This window comes from Nakamurella sp. GG22, assembly GCF_052976845.2.
The window spans coordinates 111,097-129,558 of the sequence record NZ_JBRIIO020000002.1; the positions used below are offsets into that span (position 1 = coordinate 111,097).

The 18,462-nt window shown below is 70.1% G+C and carries 18 protein-coding genes; 5 read left to right on the plus strand and 13 right to left on the minus strand.

Annotation, left to right across the window (positions count from 1 at the left end; genetic code table 11):
• Positions 1–2: 2 nt before the first annotated feature.
• The 3 genes from ACVBEQ_RS02845 to ACVBEQ_RS02855 form a co-directional block, all read right to left on the minus strand.
• Positions 3–1,718 carry a ribonuclease J gene (locus ACVBEQ_RS02845; RefSeq protein WP_447151913.1) on the minus strand — a complete coding sequence of 572 codons (1,716 nt, stop codon included), beginning with the start codon at positions 1,716–1,718 and terminating at the stop codon, positions 3–5.
• Complete coding sequence (dapA, locus tag ACVBEQ_RS02850) at positions 1,715–2,638, minus strand: 4-hydroxy-tetrahydrodipicolinate synthase (RefSeq protein WP_447151914.1); 924 nt, start codon at positions 2,636–2,638, stop codon at positions 1,715–1,717. Before dapA ends, ACVBEQ_RS02845 begins: the two co-directional genes overlap by 4 nt.
• A 71-nt stretch (positions 2,639–2,709) precedes the next feature.
• Positions 2,710–3,339: a TIGR03085 family metal-binding protein gene (locus tag ACVBEQ_RS02855; RefSeq protein ID WP_447151915.1), complete on the minus strand. Its 630-nt coding sequence runs from the start codon at positions 3,337–3,339 to the stop codon at positions 2,710–2,712.
• Positions 3,340–3,502: 163 nt separating this feature from the next.
• Between ACVBEQ_RS02855 and ACVBEQ_RS02860 the strand changes: the two genes are divergently transcribed.
• A complete protein-coding gene (locus tag ACVBEQ_RS02860) occupies positions 3,503–4,027 on the plus strand; it encodes a hypothetical protein (RefSeq protein WP_447151916.1) in 525 nt (174 codons plus the stop codon).
• Positions 4,028–4,047: 20 nt separating this feature from the next.
• Here ACVBEQ_RS02860 and thyX read toward each other — a convergent pair whose 3' ends face one another.
• Together thyX and ACVBEQ_RS02870 are read right to left on the minus strand one after the other, a co-directional pair.
• On the minus strand, positions 4,048–4,800 hold the full coding sequence (gene thyX / locus ACVBEQ_RS02865; protein ID WP_447152168.1) for an FAD-dependent thymidylate synthase: 753 nt from the start codon (positions 4,798–4,800) through the stop codon (positions 4,048–4,050).
• Positions 4,797–5,348: a ferritin gene (locus ACVBEQ_RS02870; RefSeq protein ID WP_447151917.1), complete on the minus strand. Its 552-nt coding sequence runs from the start codon at positions 5,346–5,348 to the stop codon at positions 4,797–4,799. Before ACVBEQ_RS02870 ends, thyX begins: the two co-directional genes overlap by 4 nt.
• A 66-nt stretch (positions 5,349–5,414) precedes the next feature.
• Between ACVBEQ_RS02870 and ACVBEQ_RS02875 the strand changes: the two genes are divergently transcribed.
• Positions 5,415–6,002: a toxin-antitoxin system HicB family antitoxin gene (locus tag ACVBEQ_RS02875; RefSeq protein WP_447151918.1), complete on the plus strand. Its 588-nt coding sequence runs from the start codon at positions 5,415–5,417 to the stop codon at positions 6,000–6,002.
• Positions 6,003–6,101: 99 nt separating this feature from the next.
• Positions 6,102–7,034, plus strand: coding sequence for a DUF4097 family beta strand repeat-containing protein (locus tag ACVBEQ_RS02880; protein ID WP_447151919.1), 933 nt, complete (start codon positions 6,102–6,104; stop codon positions 7,032–7,034).
• Between the two features lie 55 nt (positions 7,035–7,089).
• Here the strand turns inward: ACVBEQ_RS02880 and ACVBEQ_RS02885 are convergent, their stop codons facing one another.
• Entirely contained in the window at positions 7,090–8,499 is a 1,410-nt protein-coding gene (locus ACVBEQ_RS02885; protein ID WP_447151920.1) for a gamma-glutamyltransferase, read from the minus strand.
• Positions 8,496–9,878: a winged helix-turn-helix domain-containing protein gene (locus ACVBEQ_RS02890; RefSeq protein ID WP_447151921.1), complete on the minus strand. Its 1,383-nt coding sequence runs from the start codon at positions 9,876–9,878 to the stop codon at positions 8,496–8,498. Before ACVBEQ_RS02890 ends, ACVBEQ_RS02885 begins: the two co-directional genes overlap by 4 nt.
• 142 nt (positions 9,879–10,020) lie before the next feature.
• Here ACVBEQ_RS02890 and ACVBEQ_RS02895 point away from each other — a divergent pair, with 142 nt between their 5' ends.
• Positions 10,021–10,545: a GNAT family N-acetyltransferase gene (locus tag ACVBEQ_RS02895; RefSeq protein ID WP_447151922.1), complete on the plus strand. Its 525-nt coding sequence runs from the start codon at positions 10,021–10,023 to the stop codon at positions 10,543–10,545.
• A gap of 74 nt (positions 10,546–10,619) precedes the next feature.
• Here the strand turns inward: ACVBEQ_RS02895 and ACVBEQ_RS02900 are convergent, their stop codons facing one another.
• The 6 genes from ACVBEQ_RS02900 to ACVBEQ_RS02925 form a co-directional block, all read right to left on the minus strand.
• Complete coding sequence (locus ACVBEQ_RS02900) at positions 10,620–11,093, minus strand: tetratricopeptide repeat protein (protein WP_447151923.1); 474 nt, start codon at positions 11,091–11,093, stop codon at positions 10,620–10,622.
• A gap of 62 nt (positions 11,094–11,155) precedes the next feature.
• Entirely contained in the window at positions 11,156–11,914 is a 759-nt protein-coding gene (gene dapB, locus ACVBEQ_RS02905; protein WP_447151924.1) for a 4-hydroxy-tetrahydrodipicolinate reductase, read from the minus strand.
• 83 nt (positions 11,915–11,997) lie between these two features.
• Entirely contained in the window at positions 11,998–13,347 is a 1,350-nt protein-coding gene (locus tag ACVBEQ_RS02910) for a M16 family metallopeptidase (protein ID WP_447152169.1), read from the minus strand.
• Entirely contained in the window at positions 13,344–15,599 is a 2,256-nt protein-coding gene (locus tag ACVBEQ_RS02915; RefSeq protein ID WP_447151925.1) for a polyribonucleotide nucleotidyltransferase, read from the minus strand. The genes ACVBEQ_RS02910 and ACVBEQ_RS02915 overlap by 4 nt, the downstream gene beginning before the upstream one ends.
• 397 nt (positions 15,600–15,996) lie before the next feature.
• On the minus strand, positions 15,997–16,266 hold the full coding sequence (gene rpsO / locus ACVBEQ_RS02920; RefSeq protein WP_447151926.1) for a 30S ribosomal protein S15: 270 nt from the start codon (positions 16,264–16,266) through the stop codon (positions 15,997–15,999).
• Between the two features lie 172 nt (positions 16,267–16,438).
• Positions 16,439–16,996, minus strand: coding sequence for a DUF2231 domain-containing protein (locus ACVBEQ_RS02925; RefSeq protein ID WP_447151927.1), 558 nt, complete (start codon positions 16,994–16,996; stop codon positions 16,439–16,441).
• A 278-nt stretch (positions 16,997–17,274) separates the two neighbouring features.
• Here ACVBEQ_RS02925 and ACVBEQ_RS02930 point away from each other — a divergent pair, with 278 nt between their 5' ends.
• Positions 17,275–18,405 carry an alpha/beta hydrolase gene (locus ACVBEQ_RS02930; RefSeq protein ID WP_447151928.1) on the plus strand — a complete coding sequence of 377 codons (1,131 nt, stop codon included), beginning with the start codon at positions 17,275–17,277 and terminating at the stop codon, positions 18,403–18,405.
• The last annotated feature ends 57 nt before the right edge of the window (positions 18,406–18,462 follow it).

An 18,462-nucleotide genomic window follows, 5' to 3' on the forward strand; every position in this document is an offset into this window, starting at 1 on the left:
GGTCACACAGCCAGGACGGTGGGCACGATCATCGGCCGGCGGCGGTAGGTGTCGCCGACCCAACGGCCCACGATCCGGCGGACGGATTGCGCGACCCGATGCGGGTCGGTGACCCCGTCCGCCTCCATCCGGGCCAGTTCCGCCTCGACCAGCGGCACCACGGCGTCCAGCGCCTTCGGATCCGCGGAGAAACCGCGCCCGGAGATCGTCGGTGACGCCACCGCCCGCCCGGTGTGCGAGTCGATCGCGACGGTGATCGAGATGAACCCGCCCTCGCCCAGGATCAACCGATCCGACAGGGTGTCCTCGCCGACGTCACCGACGGCGTTGCCGTCGACGTAGACCATGCCGACCTCGATGTGGCCGCTGATCCTGGCCTTGCCGTTGATCAGGTCGACCACGGTGCCGTTCGGCGCCTGTACGACCCGCTCCGGTGGGACACCGGTGGACACCGCGATCCGTGCCTGGGCCCGCAGATGCCGCCATTCGCCGTGCACCGGGATGACGTTCTTCGGCCGGACGGCGTTGTAGAGGAACAGCAGTTCGCCGGCCGACGCATGGCCCGAGACGTGCACCTTGGCGACGCCCTGGTGGACGACGGTGACGCCGACCCTCGCCAGCTCGTTGATGACGGTGAAGACGCTGGTCTCGTTACCGGGGATCATCGAGCTGGCCAGGATGACGGTGTCGCCCGAGCGCAGGTTGACCTGACGGTGCTCGCCGCGGGACATCCGGGAGAGCGCCGACAGCGGCTCACCCTGCGATCCGGTGGAGATCAGCAACACCTGGTCGGGCGGCAGGTCCAGCACCTTGTCCAGGGACCGGACCAGCCCGTCCGGAACGGTCAATAGGCCGAGATCCTGGGCGATCTGCATGTTCCGCACCATGGAGCGGCCGACGAAGGCGATCTTGCGGTTGTTCCGGTAGGCGGAGTCGATCATCTGCTGCACCCGGTGCACGTGCGAGGCGAAGGACGCGACGATCACCCGCTGGGTGGCCTTGGAGATGAAACTGTCGAGCACGGGCCCGATCTCACGTTCCGGCGCGACGAACCCGGGGACCTCGGCGTTGGTCGAGTCCACCATGAAGAGGTCGACACCTTCGTCACCGAGCTTGGAGAATCCGCTCAGGTCGGTGAGCCGGCCGTCCAGCGGCAACTGGTCCAGCTTGATGTCGCCGGTGTGCAGCACGGTCCCGGCCGGGGTGCGGATGCCGACCGCCAGGGCATCGGGGATGGAGTGGTTGACGGCGTAGAACTGCAGGTCGAACGGACCCACGGTGCGCCGGTCGCCCTCCGCGACGACCTCCAGCTTGGGGGTGATGCGGTGCTCGCGGGACTTCGCGGCGATCAGCGCCAGCGAGAACCGCGCGCCGATGACGGGCAGATCCTTGCGCAGCCGGAGCAGCCACGGCAGGGCGCCGATGTGGTCCTCGTGGCCGTGGGTGATCACCACGGCCTCGATGTCGTCGACCCGGTCCTCCACCAGCCGGAGGTCCGGCAGGATGAGATCGACGCCCGGCTGGCCGTCCTCGGGGAACAGCACCCCGCAGTCGACGACGAGCAGGCGGCCGTTGTACTCGTAGACCGTCATGTTGCGGCCGATCTCGCTGATCCCGCCGAGCGCCACCACCCGGAGCGCTCCCTTCGCCAGCCTCGGCGGCGGGTCGAGCTTGGGCGTCGGCGGTACGTACGCGGCGGAGCCGCTGGATGGAGTCACAACAAAGGCCCGATCTCGTCGAGGTCCCGGGCGATCTGCTCGGTCTGATGGTGGGTGGCGGGGATCTGCGGCAGCCGGGGGTCACCGACGCCGAACCCACGCAGCCGTAGCGCGGCCTTGGCGAACACCAGGCCGGCGCCTCCCCCGCAGCGGCCCATCGCACGATGGGCCGGCAACAGTTCCATGTGCAGCCGACGGGCGGTGACGTAGTCGCCGGCCTCCGCAGCATCCACCATCGCCCGGACGTGCGGCCCGACGACGTGCGCGATGATGCTGACGATCCCGACCGCGCCGACGCTCATCCACGGCAGCGTGAGCGGGTCGTCACCGGAGTAGTAGGCCAGGTCGGAGCCGGCAATCACCTCTGAACCGGCCAGCAGGTCGCCCTTGGCGTCCTTGACGGCGGTGATCCGCGGGTGTTCGGCCAGCCGGAGCAGGGTGTCCGGGGCGATCGCGACGACCGACCGCGGGGGGATGTCGTACAACATGATGGGCAGGTCGGAGGCGTCCGCGATGGCGGCGAAATGGGCCAGCAGGCCCTCCTGCTGGGGCCGGGAGTAGTACGGCGTCACCACGAGAGCGCCGTGCGCACCCGCCTTCTCGGCCGCCTTGGCCAGCCGCACCGAGTGCGCGGTGTCGTAGGTGCCGACCCCGGTGACCACCGTCGCGCGGTCGCCCACGGCGTCAACGACCGCCCGGATGACCTGCTCCTTCTCGGCGTCCGTGGTGGTCGGCGATTCGCCGGTGGTGCCGTTCACCACCAGGCCGTCGTTGCCCTCGTCCACGAGCTTCTCGGCCAGCAGGCCGGCGGCCTTCACGTCCAGCTCGCCGGTCGCCGTAAAAGGTGTGACCATTGCCGTCAGGACTGTGCCGAACGGTCGACCTTGCCGCCCTGCGGGGCCGGCGATGAGCGTCGTCATATCTGAGAAACCTACCGGCCCGGGGCAGCCCGCTCGGCCACGACCCGGTGCGACCGGGAAAAGCGATGCCCTCAGAGGCCGCGGTTGAGCTGTTCGAGTGCTCGAACGGCCTGCGGATCACCCGTCAGCTCGACCCGGCAGGCGTCCCGGCCGGAGAGCCAGATGAGGATCTCCCCCGGCTCGCCGGTGATCGTTACGGTCGGCTCACCCGCCTTGAGCTCGATCAGGTCGTTTCCCGGGACCGCGGCGACGACGCCGACCGGTGATTTCCGGACGGCGAGTTTGGAGATCCGGGAATCGACCATCCCGATCAGCGTCTGCCTGGTGTCCTCATCGAAGGTGCGCGGCTCCCAGCCGCTCTGTCCGCGCCTGGCGTCCTCGTGGTGGATGAACATCTCGCCGCCGTTGGCGATCTCGTCGACCTTGTCCCAGCTCATCGGGTTCCACTTCTGCGGGCCCGCCCGGTATTCCTCGACCAGCTCGGTGAAGGGTCGGCCGCTGTACCCGGCGGCGACCTTCTTCGTCCACCCTTCCAGTGGCTTGACCATCGTCCCGATCGCGGCATCCGGGCGGCGTTCGCGGATCAACAGGTGGGTGAGCAGGTCTCGGGTGTCCCAGCCTTCGCACAGGGTGGGCTGGTCGGGACCGAGGGTGACGAAGAGATCGGCGAGGGCCGCTCGTTCGGATTGCGCCAGGTTCATGTTCTGCACCGTACGTGGCGACCCGCGGCGGTCCGGCCCGATGAGCCCGGTTTGCTGCGGCGGCGGCCATAGGCTGGCCGGGCGCAGCGGCCTGCAACCGATCAGCGCGGGCGACCGTCTGTTCCGTGACGGCCGGAGCAGCACCAGCATCAGGGGAGACCACGTGACGCAGAAACCGACAGGATCCTTCCGCCGAGCACTCACGGTCGCCGCTCTGGTGACCTGCGTCGGGGGCGTCACGGCGTGCAGTTCCGGTGCACCCAGCACACCCGCGCCGTCCGGTGGGTCGGCGGCGGTGTCGTCGACCGCCTCCAGCGCCTCCAGCGCCTTCACCGCGTCCGCCGAGGCGACGACCTCGGCAGCGCCGGCGCCCCCTGTCACCGGCATGCCTCCGGCGCCGACGTCAGTTCCCATCGCCCCGCCTGCCAGCGAGTCCTTCGTTCCGAGTTCCGCGCAGGCCGGCGGCACGGTGTCCCAGCTGCGCGGCACCCTCGAGGCGGGAGTGGAATCGGGCTGTGTCGTGCTCACCGACGACAGCGGGACCGTGCTGGCCAACCTGATCGGGGTGGACACGGTGACCACGCCACTCGGCTCGACCGTGGTGGTCACCGGGAAGTTCCAGCAGGACCTGATGACGACCTGTCAGCAGGGCAAGCCGTTCGCGGTGGCGTCGATCGAACTGCCCTGATCCGGCCGACCCCCCTCCGGCTAGCCCTCGCCGACCAGCGGTGATGCCGCGACGGCCGTGCCGTCCGGTAGCTCGCTGACCCTGAAGTCTGCGAACACGTTGGGCGCCAGCGCTTTCAGCTCCAGCAGCAGCGCGACCGCGAGCGCCCTGATGTCCACATCGGCGGCCTCGGTGGCGCGCATTCCGATGAAGTGGCGCCACGCCCGGTAGTTCCCGGTGACCACGATCGCCGTCGTCGTTGCGTTCGGCAGCACCGCCCGCGCGGTCTGCCGGGCCTGCTTGCGGGCCAGCGTGCCGTCCGGAGCCGATGCCGCCCGCTCCTCGAGCGCGGCGAGCAGAGAGTCGTAGGCCGTGGTGGAACTGGCGGCCGCCGCCGTGAAGATCTCGTGCAGCTGGGGGTCGGCCGCGATCACCTCGGGTTCGACCAGCTCTGGGCCGCCGGGCGGCACGAAACGCTGGGAGAGCTGCGAGTAGGAGAAGTGCCGGTGCCGGATCAGCTCATGGGTGACCGAGCGGGAGATGCCGGTGATGTAGAAGGTCGCGGTGCTGTGCTCGAGCACCGACAGGTGGCCGACCTGCAGGATGTGGTCGAGGTAGCCGGCGTTGGTCGCGGTGGCCGGGATCGGCTTGGACCAGGACTGGTAACACGCCCGGCCGGCGAACTCGGCGAGCGCCTGCCCGCCGTCGGCGTCGGTCTCCCAGTCGATGTCGTCCGGCGGCAGGAACTCGGTGCGGCCGATCAGCCGGACGCGGAACCTGCCGACGGAGCTCAGAGCCCCCCTCCGGCGGCCGCCGGCGCGCCCGAGTCATGACCCGAGTCGCCCACGTCCTCCCGCGCGAGGTAGGTCTCGACGTCGAACCAGTCGTTCCCGGCGCGCTGGGCCACGTTCAGCAGCGTCGTCATCGAGGCCACCTCCTCGACCTGCTCCTTGAGGAACCACAGCATGAACTGCTCACCGAGGAAGTCGCTCTCGGCCCGCGCCGTGGCGAAGAGGGTCTTGATCTGGTCGGTGACGGTGCGCTCCTGGGTCAGGGCCAGGGCGATCGGCTCGACGATGGTCTGGAAGTCGCCCTTCACCTCGTCGACCCCTGGGATGGTGATGGCCAGCTCCCGGTCGAGCATCCATTGCACGATCATCATCGCGTGGTGCCGTTCCTCGGTGGCCTGCCGGTAGAAGTGCCCGGCCAGTTGCGGCAGGTCGTGCGAGTCGTACCAGACAGCGATGGCGATGTACTGCTGGCTCGCGTTGAACTCGTGTCGCACCTGCTCCCGCAGCAACGTGACGAAGTGGCTCGGGCTGTCGGTCTGGGGGACGCTCATGACGGCAGTTTAGGCATGACGTCAACTGCCCTTGAAGTGGCGTCAGGATGGTGTCATAGTGGTGTCATGGACCTCACCAAGTACCTGCAGAACCTGCGCGACGACCTGCTCACCGCAGCGTCCGTCGGCGACGAGAACGCCCGCAACGCGGCGGCCATGCTGGCCGGCGCACTGGAGCCGGCCGCCCGGCTCGCGATCATGAACGCACTGTCCGACCTGGCCGCGGAGGTGACCGGCGCGCTCCAGGACACCACTGTCGAGCTCCGGCTGGACGGCCGCGACGTCCGGGTCGCGGTGACCCGGCATGCCGAGGAGCCGGCAGCCTCGTCCCGCCAGGACGACTCGTATTTCACCAAGCGCACCAACGACGCCCGCAACGGATCCTCCGACACCACCGGCGAGGACGCGTCTGCGGACGATCTCCGGCACGCAGTGCAGGACGCCGGCGGCGAGCTCTCCCGGACCACGGTGCGGCTGTTCAACGAGCTGAAGTCGCAGGCCGAGCGCGCGGCCTCCGAGCAGGGCGTCTCGCTCAACACCTACATCTCCAGGGCGGTCTCCGATTCCGTCCGCTCGGCGGTCCCGGGCAGCAAGCCGGGTTCGCGCGGACCGGGGTCCGGCGGGCGGCACGTCACCGGCTACATCCGCGGCTGAGCGTCGGCACCAAACGTCCGGCACTGGGCGTCCGGCACCGCCTCCGGGCGGTCCTTCCGTCGAGCACGAACCCCCTTCAGCACAGATGAGGAATCAGACATGCACACCTTCCTGACCCCGGAACCGATCACCGTCGAGATCCGCAACGCCTCCGGCGAGATCCGGGTCGACCTGGCCGACGTCGCCTCCACCACGGTGGACGTCGTGGCCAGCACGTCCCACCCGCTGGGCTTCCTGGACGACGTCATCCGCGCCGCCAAGTCGCAGTTCGCCGGCGACCGCAAGGCCTTCGCCGGGGGCCGGCCGCGGTTCGACGACCCTGCCGGTGCCAGCGGTGACTTCGCCGACGATCCGGTCGAGCGCGTCCGGGTGGACCTGCGCGACGCCGTCGACGGGCAGGCCGGAACGCTGATCGTGGACACCGACCCGGCCCGCAACGGCTGGAAGTCGTCGTTCACCGTGCACGTGACGGCTCCGCTGAACTCCGGGATCCGCATCCAGAGCCAGTCCGCCGACGTCTCCGTCACCGGCCGGGCCGAGCGACTGGAGGCCAGGACCGCCTCGGGCGAGGTTCGGGTCGACGACGTGACCGGACCGTCCGTGGTGCAGACCGCGAGCGGTGACATCCAGATCCGGACGACCGGCAGCTGCGACCTGCGGAGCGCCTCCGGCGAGATCCGCGCCAGGGCGGTCACCGGAGAGGCCGTCGCGCACTCCACCTCCGGCGACGTCGAACTGGACGCCACCGGCGGGAACGTCAACGCCCGCACGGTCTCCGGTGAGATCAGGGTGCTCGACCTCACCGCCGGCCGGGCCGAGTTGACGACCGTCTCCGGCGACGTCGAGATCGGGCTGCACGCCGGGTCGTTGGCCGCCGTGGATCTGAGCACGGTGTCCGGGCGGACCGATACCGATCTGCCGGTCAGTGACGACGCGCCGGCAGAGCAGGACGACGATGCCCTTCGGCTCGAGCTGAAGGTCAAGACCACCTCCGGTGACATCCGGATCCGCCGGGCAGCCACCGCCCAGTAGCGCGTTCGTTGCCCTGACCGGGCACCCGTGTCGGGCATCCGGTCAGGGCGTCCGGTCAGGGCACCAGCCGCAGCGCCAGCCCGCCGCGCCGCGGGTCGGCGGCCGGACCGTCCGCCGCGACGACGGCGACCCCGCCGAAGTACGGCCGCTGCTCCGGCCACTGGACGACCTCCTCGCCGTCCTGTTCCAGCGCGGCGATCACGTCCTGACCGAAGCCCGGTTCCAGGTGTACGGTGTGCGGCGCGACCGACATCCGGGGCGCAGCAACGGCTTCCGCGGCGGCGTGCCGGTCGATGACGATCTTCGTCAGCACCTGCAGCAGCGCCGACCTGATCCTGCTGCCGCCGGCCGCGCCGCCGGCGAACAGCAGGCCGCCGGCCCGGTCGGTGACGACCATCGGCACCATCATCGACGGCATCCGCTCCCCCGGCAGCAACGCAGCGCGCAGCAGTTCACCTTCCCCCAGCATCGAGTTGCCGTGCACCCCTCCGGTCCAGATCCCGGATCCGAGACCGAGCGAATGTGTTGCGGCACAGGCATTTCCCTGCTCGTCGACGGCGACGACGGTGGTGGTCTCGGACCGCACCGCCGTGGCGCGTAGTGCGCGCACCATGCTTCGTGCCCGTTCGACGGCCCCGGTTCGGTGCAGCGTCTCGTTCAGCACGGCGGCCGTCCGGCCGAAGTGATCGAGGTCGTCGGCCCTGACATGGATGACACCCGGGCCGAACGGCACGTGCTCGACCGGCAGCTCGCGGACGTGGTACTGCGACATGTCGTCCTCGGACAGCGCGCCGCCGTCGGCCCGCACCTCGGCGACGAAATCCCTTCCCCTGCTTCCGGTCGTCAGCGCTTCCGGTCCGAAGTTGAGGTAGTCGTCGAGGGTGTCCGCGAGCCCCTCGTGGTGCAGCAGTTCGCCGCCGGCGAGGGTCCGGCGGCCGCCGTTGCCGTCCGGCTTGGAGTAAATGGCGACGCCGTCACCGAGCACCATGGCCGCCGCGACATCCGGCAGCAGCTGGGCGTGCTGCAACGGAAAGGGTGTCCCCTCGTGCGCGAGGCTCCTGGCCGGGGCGACGATCTCCGACCAGGGCAACCTGCCGAAGGCGTCGTGCAGGGCCGCGACCCCCCGCGGCGTGCCCGGCACCGCCACGCTGGGTCCGCCCACCGCGTAGGGCACCTCGACCTCACCGAAGGCGACCCGGATCGCCCTGGCCGGTTCGGGCACGGTGCCGTCCAGGCCGGGTACGGCGACGAAGAAGTCCAGGCAGTGCACCTGGCCGGTGGACGCCTCGTACACGGTGGCGAACCCGCCGCCGCCCAGCCCGGTGAACAGCGTCTCGGCGACGCAGCCGGCAAGGATCATCGCAGCGACCGCGTCGGCCGCCGAACCGCCCGCGACCAGGATGTCCCGTCCGACGGTCGCGGTGGAGGGATGGCCGGCAGCGACCGAAGCCGGCAGAGTTGTCACCCGGGCAGGCTACCGAGCGTCATCCCGGGCCGCGCCGCGAGTGTTCGCCACAGATCGCCCCGTTGCATGACGACGATCTCGTCCAGTCCCAGCCACTGGGCCATCCGCGTCAGTTCGACGGCTGCGGCGTCCGCCGCGACGACCGGGTCGGCGGCAGTGACCGGGTCGGCCTCGATCCAGGACGCCTGCACCAGCAGCCGGGACGTCGCCCGATCGGCCTTGAGGTCGAACCGGCCGGCCAGAGCGTCACCGACGAGCAACGGGAAGACGTAATACCCGAAGCGCCGCTGCGGTTCCGGGGTGTAGATCTCGATCCGGTAGTGGAAACCGAACAGCCGCTCGGTCCTGGCCCTTTCCCAGACCAACGGGTCGAACGGGCACAGCAGGGCGGCGCCGGTGACCTTCCGCGGGATCCGCGCGTCCGTGTGCAGGTAGGCCTGCTCCTTCCATCCCTCGACCCGCACCGGCCGCACCCGGCCTTCCTCCACCAGCTCCTGCAGACCGCGGCGGGTGGCGGCGACGCTCAGCCGGTAGTAGTCGGCGATGTCGCCGGCGGTCCCCACGCCGTGCGACCGGACCGCCAGTGCCGTCAGCTCGCGTTGCGCATCCTCCACCGAGGGCGTCGACGTTGCGCTGACCGAGCGTGGCAGGACGCGTTCGATCAGGTCGTAGCAGCGTTCGAACCCCCTGCGGTAGGACACGCCGATGGCTCCGGTCAGAAACAGGTACTCGCACGCCGTTTTGGTGATCGACCACTCCCACCACCCCGAGGTCCCCCGACCCGGTGCCTCCAGCGCCTTCTCGATGTCGCCGGCCGAGCTGGGCCCGCGCTCGTCGATCACCCGCAGCACCGTGTCCAGGAAGCCGGGGTGCTGCCGATGGATGGCATCCACCCGCGGCGAAGGCCTCCGTGCCCACTCCTGTTGACGCCAGCGCAACAGCGGGTGCACGTGGACCGGGATCAGCGACGCGACGTGCGCCCAGGCCTCGACGAGCAGGCGTTCACTGCTGCGCGCGGGCCAGGCGGCGCCCTCCAGCAGCGAGTACGGGTAGGGGCCCAGCCGGCTGAAAACGGGCAACAGATGCGCACGGGCCAGCACGTTGACCGAGTCGATCTGCAGCAGGCCGATCGCCTTGACGAGCCGGTTGAGGTGCCCGCGGTTGACCGGCCGGCGGGTGTCCGACCCGTCCGGCGGCAGCGACCCGGCCGGCGGCAGCGACCCGGCCGGCGGCAGGGATCCGACCGGTAGCAGCGGGGCGACCGGAGGCAGAGCGGAACCGAGCTGTTGGGCGGCGATGGCGATTCGTCTGGCCTGACCGGCGGTCAGCAGCTGCTCGGCCGAGCGCGATGGCCGCCGGGCGGTCAGTGGCGAACTCATTCCCGGCATGCTGCCACCGGCCACCGACACCCCGGGCATCGCACTGTCACCACAGACGCCCTGGAGGTCGGGTGGGCCGCCGGCTGCTGGCATGCTGGAGCCGACCGGCGGTCCGGCAGGACGGCTGCGAGAGGGAGGTTCGGTGGCGTCCAGCACGGTACGGCGGGCCACGGCGCTCGACGCGGCCACCATCGCCGGCCTGCAGATCCAGGTGTGGCAGCAGGCGTTCTCGGACCTGTTGCCGGCCGAGGTGGTGCTGGCCGATCCGACCGCGCACGCAGCGGTGTGGGATGCCAGGTTGCGTCAGGGCGGTCCGGTTCTGATCGCCCATGAAGGCAGCGAACCGGTCGGCTTTGCGGCGGTGTCCGGTGAGGTCGACGACCACAATCTGCTCGCGCCGATCGGCGAGATAGAGGTTCTGTACGTGGTACCGCGGTGGGGCCGGCGGGGACACGGCGGACGGCTACTGGCCGGTGCCGCAGCGGAACTCCGCCGGTTGCGGGCGACGAACGCGACCTGGTGGATACCCCAGACGGACAAGGCCAGTGCGGGATTCCTCACCTCGGCAGGCTGGTCCGCCGATGGCCTGCGCCGTGAACTCGACACCGGCGGTGAGCCCATCTTCGAGATCCGGTTCTCCGGCGGCGTCGACCTGGTCGCCGTCTGAGGCCGGGATACCGCCCGAGTCCGGGACACCGTTCGAAGGCCGGGACACCGTTCGAGGGCCGGGACACCGGCTGCTCAGGCGTTCGGCGGCCCGTCCGCCGAGCCCGCCAGCTCTATCGCGTGCCGCATGGTGGAGCGGGCGCGCTTGCGATCACCGGCGATGTCGTAGGCATGCGCGAGCCGGTACCAACCCCGCCAGTCCTGTGGCGCGGCTTCGACTTCCGCCCTGACGACCTCGAAATGGGCGTCGGCGGCGTCTCTCTCGATCCGGCCGGACGCCCGTCGCGGTAGGTCCGTGTCGTCGGGCAGGGCGTCCTCCGCGGCCAGCCGGCGGGCAAGCCGCTGCGTCTGCAGTCCGAACCGGAGCTCGTAGCCGACCAGCACGATGCCGATGATCGGCAGGATCAGCACCCCGATCCCGAGCGCGATCCCCGCCGCGGAACCGGAGGTGATCAGCGCGACGGCGCGACCGGCGAGCAGACAGAAGTAGACCAGCAGGACGGCGACGAGAATGCCGACGACGATCCGGATCCGGACGCCTTTGTTCACGGGTCGATCACCGTGCCGGGTCGATCAGAGTCGCGACAGCGGAACTTTCAGGACGCGCCAAGTCAGTCCAGACCCAACAGTTGCTCGAGGCCGACGGTCAGCCCCGGCCGTCCGGACACCGCGCGAACGGCGGTCAGCACGCCCGGCATGAAGGAAGACCGGTGCAGCGAGTCGTGGCGGATGGTGAGAGTCTCGCCGGCACTGCCGAGGATCACTTCCTGATGCGCCACCAGGCCCGGCAACCGGACCGAGTGGACGTGGATGCCGTCGATGATGGCACCGCGGGCGCCCTCGGTCTCCAGGGTGGTGGCATCGGGGACGTCGCCGAGCCCCGCCTCCTTCCGGACGGCGCCGACCGCACGGGCCGTGGCCACCGCGGTGCCGGACGGGGCGTCGGCCTTGCCGGCGTGGTGCAGTTCGATGACCTCGGCGGATTCGAAGAAGCGGGCTGCCTCACGGGCGAAACGGGTGGTCAGGACGGCCCCGATAGCGAAGTTGGGCACCACCATGACGCCGATCTCCGGCTTGGCGGTGAGCCACTGCCGAATGGTGTCCAGCCGCTCGTCGGTGAATCCGGACGTGCCCACCACCGCGTGGATGCCGTGGTCGACGGCGAACCGGATGTGCTCCATGACCGCTGCCGGGTGGGTGAAGTCGACGACCACCTGACTGCCCGCGTCGGCGACGGAGAACAACCACTCGCGCGCGTCAACAGTCGCGACCAGGTCCATGTCGTCGGCCTCGTCGATGGCCTGCGCGGCCTCGGTGCCCATTCGGCCCCGGGCCCCGATCACCCCAACGCGCAGCAACTCGTCGGTCATCGGATCTCTCCCGGTGTCTGCGTCATCAGGGCGCGCCTCGTTTCGCTCGTACCGCGGACCGACCCCGTTGGGCCGACGCTTGCTCAGCCGACGAGTTGGGTCAGCTCCGCGGGCAGATCATCGCTGGAAGCGTACGGCCCGACCACCGCAGCCGACAGCGGACGGCTCAGCAGGCGTTTCGCCAGGGCGCCGACATCGTCGGCGCTGACCGCCCGGATGGCGGCGAACTCGTCCTCGATGGTGCGGAATTCCTTCCGCACCAGCACCGTCTTGCCGATCCTGCTCATCCGCGACTCGGTGTCCTCCAACGAGAGCGCGAGCGAACCGGTCAGCTGACCCTTGACCCTGGCCAGTTCGGCGGGCTGCAGGCCGGACTCGGCGATCAGCGCCAGTTCCTGGCCGATCAGCTTGGAAACCTCGGCGAGATGTTCCGGGTGGCAGCCGGCGTAGACCGAGAAGGAGCCGATGTCGGCGTAGGCGGACGTCGCCGAGTAGCACGAGTAGGCCAGGCCGCGTTCCTCGCGGATGCTGCGGAACAGCCGTGAACTCATCCCGCCGCCGAGCGCCGCGGAAAGAACAGCCAGCGTCGTGCGCCGTGGATCGTTCCGGTCGCCGGCCGGCACGCCGATACACAGGTGCGCCTGCTCGGTGTCCCGCTGCTCCACCGAGGGCAGGCGGAGCGGGACGACGGTCCCCCGGCTACCGGTGCGGAACGCTGCAGGGGAGGATGCCGCGTCGGCCGCGGTCAGTCGCTCGCGGAACGCGGCCCGGACCCAGCGCAGCACGTCCGCGTGCTCGACTCCGCCGGCGATCGCGATGACCATCTTGTCGGGGCTGTACCGGCGGCGGTAGTAGCCCGCCACCTGGGTGCGGCTCATCGCACTGATCGTGTCGACGGTGCCGATCACCGGAGCGGCCACCGGGTGTCCGGCGAAGACCGCGCCGGCGAACAGATCGGCGAGGGTGTCCTCGGGATCGTCGTCGCGCATGGCGATCTCCTCGAGAATCACCATCCGCTCGGTGTCGACGTCGGCCGCGGCGATGGTCGCGTCGAGCACCACCTCGCAGACGATGCCGACCGCGAGTTCCGCCTCCTCGGCGAGAATCCTTGCGTAGTAACAGGTGTACTCGTGGGAGGTGAAGGCGTTCAGCTCACCGCCGACGGCGTCGACCGCATCGGCGATGTCGTACCCGGTTCGGTGCTTCGTGCCCTTGAACAGCAGGTGTTCCAGGTAGTGCGAGGCGCCGGCCAGGCGTGGGGTCTCGTCGACCGACCCCACGCCCACCCAGACACCCACCGAGGCGCTGCGCGCACCCGGGACGCTCTCGGTGACGACCCGCAAACCGCCGGGAAGTTCCGAGGATGTCACCGTCGAACCGTCGGTTCCCCGTTCGAGGACCCGGGTCCTGGTGCGCGCCGCCACCGGTCTCAGACCTGCGCCGCTACGGCGTCGGCCGCTCCATTGGCTGCTGCGTCAGCAGCCTCTTTGTCCTCAGCGCCGGCCTGCACCGGAACCAGGCTGATCTTGCCGCGGGCGTCGATCTCGGCGATCTCGACCTGCAGCTTGTCGCCGACGTTGACGACGTCCTCGACCTTGGCGATCCGCTTGCCGCTGCCCAGCTTGGAGATGTGCACCAGGCCGTCGCGGCCCGGCAGCAGCGAGACGAACGCACCGAAGGCGGTGGTCTTCACGACGGTCCCGAGGAACCGCTCGCCGACCTTGGGCAGCTGCGGGTTGGCGATCGAGTTGATGATGTCGATCGCGGCCTGCACGGCGATGCCGTCCGGCCCGGACACGAAGATCGTGCCGTCGTCCTCGATCGCGATGTCCGAGCCGGTCTGCTCGGTGATCGAGTTGATCATCTTGCCCTTCGGCCCGATGACCTCGCCGATCTTGTCCACCGGCACCTTGATGGTGGTGATCCGCGGCGCGAACTGGCTCATCGGATCGGGCTCGTCGATCGCCTCGTTCATCACCTCGAGGATGGTGAACCGGGCGTCGCGGGCCTGCACGAGCGCACCCCGCAGGACCTCGGACGGGATGCCGTCGAGCTTGGTGTCCAGCTGCAGCGCGGTGACGAAGGTCTTGGTGCCGGCGACCTTGAAGTCCATGTCACCGAAAGCGTCCTCGGCGCCGAGGATGTCGGTCAGCGCGACGTACTGCACGGACGAGGTGCCGTCCTCGGCGGTGACCGTGTCGGACACCAGACCCATGGCGATGCCGGCGACCGGTGCCTTCAGCGGCACACCGGCGTTGAGCAGGCTCAGGGTGGAGGCACAGACCGAGCCCATCGAGGTGGAACCGTTGGAGCCCAACGCTTCCGAGACCTGCCGGATGGCGTAGGGGAACTCCTCGCGGGTCGGCAGCACCGGCACCAGGGCGCGCTCGGCGAGCGCTCCGTGGCCGATCTCCCGGCGCTTGGGCGAACCCACACGACCGGTCTCACCGGTGGAGTACGGCGGGAAGTTGTAGTTGTGCATGTAGCGCTTGCGGTTCTCCGGCGACAGCGTGTCCAGCTGCTGCTCCATCCGCAGCATGTTCAGCGTGGTGACGCCCAGGATCTGGGTCTCGCCGCGCTCGAACAACGCGCTGCCGTGCACCCGGGGCAGGTAGCCGACCTCGGCGCCCAGGGTGCGGATGTCGGTCAGCCCGCGGCCGTCGATGCGGACCTTGTCCTTGAGGACGCGTTGGCGGACCAGCTTCTTGGTGACCGAGCGGAACGCGTTGCCGATCTCGGAGCTGCGGCCGGCGAACTGCTCGCCGAGCTGCTCGTAGACGGCGGCCTTGATCTCGTCGGTGCGGCCGTCACGGTCATGCTTGCCCGGGATGGTCAGCGCCTCGGCGAGACCGGCGGCCTCGGCGGCTGCGGTGACGGCCTCCAGGACGTCGTCCTGGTACGGCGGGAACACCGGGAAGTCGGCGACCGGCTTGGCGGCCTTCGCGGCCAGCTCGGACTGCGCCTCGCACAGCACCTTCAGGAACGGCTTTGCGGCCTCGAGGCCCTCGGCGACAACCTCCTCGGTCGGCGCGGTGGCACCGCCCGCGATCAGCTCGATCGTGTTGGAGGTGGCCTCGGCCTCGACCATCATGATCGCGACGTCATCACCGGCGATCCGGCCGGCGACGACCATGTCGAAGACGGCCTTCTCCAGCTGGGAGTGGGTCGGGAAGGCGACCCACTGCCCGTCTATCAGCGCCACCCGGACACCGGCAACCGGCCCCGAGAAGGGCAGGCCCGAGATCTGGGTGGAGGCCGAGGCGGCGTTGATGGCGAGCACGTCGTACAGCTCGTCCGGGTTGAGCGCCATCACCGTGATGACGACCTGGACCTCGTTGCGCAGGCCCGCCTTGAACGTCGGGCGCAGCGGCCGGTCGATCAGCCGGCAGGTCAGGATGGCGTCCTCTGACGGACGGCCCTCACGACGGAAGAACGAGCCGGGGATGCGTCCCGCGGCGTACATCCGCTCCTCGACGTCGATCGTCAGCGGGAAGAAGTCGAACTGCTCCTTGGGGTGCTTGCCGGCCGTGGTGGCGCTCAGCAGCATGGTGTCCTCGTCGAGGAACGCCGCGACGGATCCGGCGGCCTGCTGGGCAAGCCTGCCGGTCTCGAAGCGGATGGTGCGGGTGCCGAACGCGCCGTTGTCGATGACGGCTGACGCGCTGAAGGCGGTGGTGTCTGACATGGGTCTCCTCTTGTGCCCAGCCGGATCGGCTGGATGGAGCCACGGACGTCCCGTCACGAGCACCGGCGACGGCGCTGAGTTCTTCGGCGTGCCGGCCTTCGATCGAAGCCGCCGGAACGTCGGGCGCGGGCGCACGCCGCAGACGTTCCGGTGGCCACTACCGAGGACCGGCCGTGATGGTCGCCGCGAACTCAGTCACGCTGAGGATGCGGGCGGGCACGTGGGTGGCACTGGTGTTGTTCAGTTGTGGGTCACCCGGGGTGACCGTGCGGAAGGGGGCGAGCGTGGTCCGTTGTCCCCCTGGACTGACGCCCGGCCCGCTGCGGCAATCAATCACCGCAGCGCCGGCGCCCGCGCCGGGACAGGCGGTTCGCACTGTCCCGACGCCGGCGGAGCACTATCGGCGCAGGCCGAGCCGCTCGATGAGTGAGCGGTAGCGATTGATGTCGACGGTCTGCAGGTAGCGCAGCAGCCGGCGACGCTTGCCGACGAGGCCGAGCAGGCCGCGACGGGTGTGATGGTCGTGCTTGTGTTCCTTGAGATGCTCGGTCAGATCGGCGATCCGCTTGCTCAGCATCGCAACCTGGGCTTCGGCCGACCCGGTGTCGGTCTCGTGCAGGCCGTACTCGCTCAGGATTTCTTTCTTCTGCTCAGTGGTCAACGCCACAGGTAGTACTCCTCGGTGTGTCTGTCACGTGCACGTCCCGCTCCGGACGGAATCTGCCGGGGGGATGACGGTACCGGCCGCCACGGACTGCAGCCGGACCCAACAGGTGATCCTACCAGCGGCAACGATGCGTGACGATCAGCTGTGGTCGCGGTGCGGCGGAAGCCGACTGTCAGCTCACGGACAGTGCTTCTGCCGGCGCGCTACCGGCCCGCTCGTGCGGGTTCACGTTCGCCCCCAGAGCGTAGGTGAGGTGCCCGCCGAGGTAGCCGCCGGCGCTCAGCAGACCGGCACCGGCCAGGGCGAGGACGGCGCCGCGGCGGTGTCGTCCGGCGACCCGGGCCCGCCAGGACGCGGTGTACAGCGCAAGCGCGGCCGTGTTCGCGGTCATATGCACCAGGCCCACCCGGCGCGCGGTGCCGGTGGTCCCGCGCCAGTCGGACAGGCCGGTGACGACGGCGCCGGCGGCGCAGACGATGCCGAGACCGACCAGCCGGCGGGCGGCGACCTCGTTGCCTTTGGTCGCGTCGAGGGCACTGGCCGACACCCACGCACCGATCGGCGCCGTAACCAGGAGGGGGTGAACCGGGTGGCCGAGCCAGAAGCCGCTCAGCGCCGAGCGGATCGGCGGCGTGAGCACCGTGTCCAACCCGCCGGCCAGCCGGTCGGCCGGCCCGTCGAGCGCATCGGCGTTCTCGATCGAGGCAACAACGTTCTGGAAGAGAGGCACGCCCGGGTAGTACCCCATCAGGGGCCGTCGCACCGCGTTAATCAGGTCCGCGTTAATCAGGTCTGCGTTAATCGGGTCCGCATCAATCGGGTCCGCGCTCATCGGGTCCGGGCCGGTCGCGGGTGGTGACCACGACTGCGACGCCACCGCAGGTTCTGGGGTACGGCGATCGCCGTTCCGCCGCCCGCGCGACACGGCTCACGTCGTTCTCGTTGGCGCAGGTCAGCCGCCGCCTGGCAAGATGGAGCCGTTAAGTTACCGACCGGTAGGGGGCTCCCATGGCCAAGCTGGGATGGCGTGTGCGGTCGCTCGCGTGGGTGCTGGCGCACGCGCCCGGCGGATCCGTCGACACGATGACGCCGGAGCAGATGGTCCGAGCGCAGGAGCGACTCGCCGGGCACGGCAAGCTTGCCGTCGGTGTGACGGGCACCGTTGCCAAGGGCGTCATCACCACCAACCGGCTGATCGAGCAGGACGGCGCCAGGGTGCCGGTGCGGATCTACCGTTCGGAGAGCCAACCGGACGGCGGCCCGGTCATCGTTCACTTCCACGGGGGTGGCTGGACCCTGGGCGCGCTGGACCAGTCGGACTGGCTCTGCAGCGAGGTCTGCCTCGGGGTCGGTGCCGTGGTGGTCTCGGTCGACTACCGACTGGCGCCGACCCACCGCTTCCCCACCGCCGTGCTGGACAGCTTGGCGGCCGTCACCTGGGTCGCGGAGCACGCGGACGAACTCGCGGTGGACGCGGGCCGGCTCGCCGTCATGGGTGACAGCGCCGGCGGGAACATCGCGGCCGTCGTCACGCAGATCTTGCGCGACCGGGGCGGCCCCCGGATCACCCATCAAGCCCTGATGTACCCGGCCACTGACCTGCGGACGCCGGAGGACTTCGACCCCAGCAATCCGGCGAGGTCGGACTGGCCGATCCTGTCGTCGGCCAGCATGGTCGGTTTCCGCAATCACTACCTGGGCCCGGACGGCGACGCGAACGATCCGATGGCCTCGCCGATCCTCGCGGCGGACCTGTCCGGATTGCCGCCGGCACTAATCCAGGTGGCCGAGTACGACCCGCTCCGCGACGACGGCATCCGTTACGCGCGGGCGCTGCAGGCCGCCGGCACCCCGGCCCGGCTGACCGAGTACGTCGGCATGCCGCACGGCTACTTCAGTTTCCCGAAGGTCGTCCGCGGCAGCACGATGCAGGCGCTCGCCGAACTGTGCGCCGAGCAGCGGTACGCCCTGCACGGGGTTCCGGTGCTGGATCGCAGCGTTCCGCACAGCCCGCCCCGCCCCGGCGAAACCCCCGTTCCCGCAACGCCTCCCGATCCGGCCGCGTCACGTCCGGTGGAGGGCCACGACGTGGGGCGGCATCAGGTACCGCAGCACACGGCGGGCGCAGTGGCGGACTGACGTCCGGAATTTCACCAAAGCCGCCCGAGACCGTCGCGGGCCGTACTTTTCATCCCA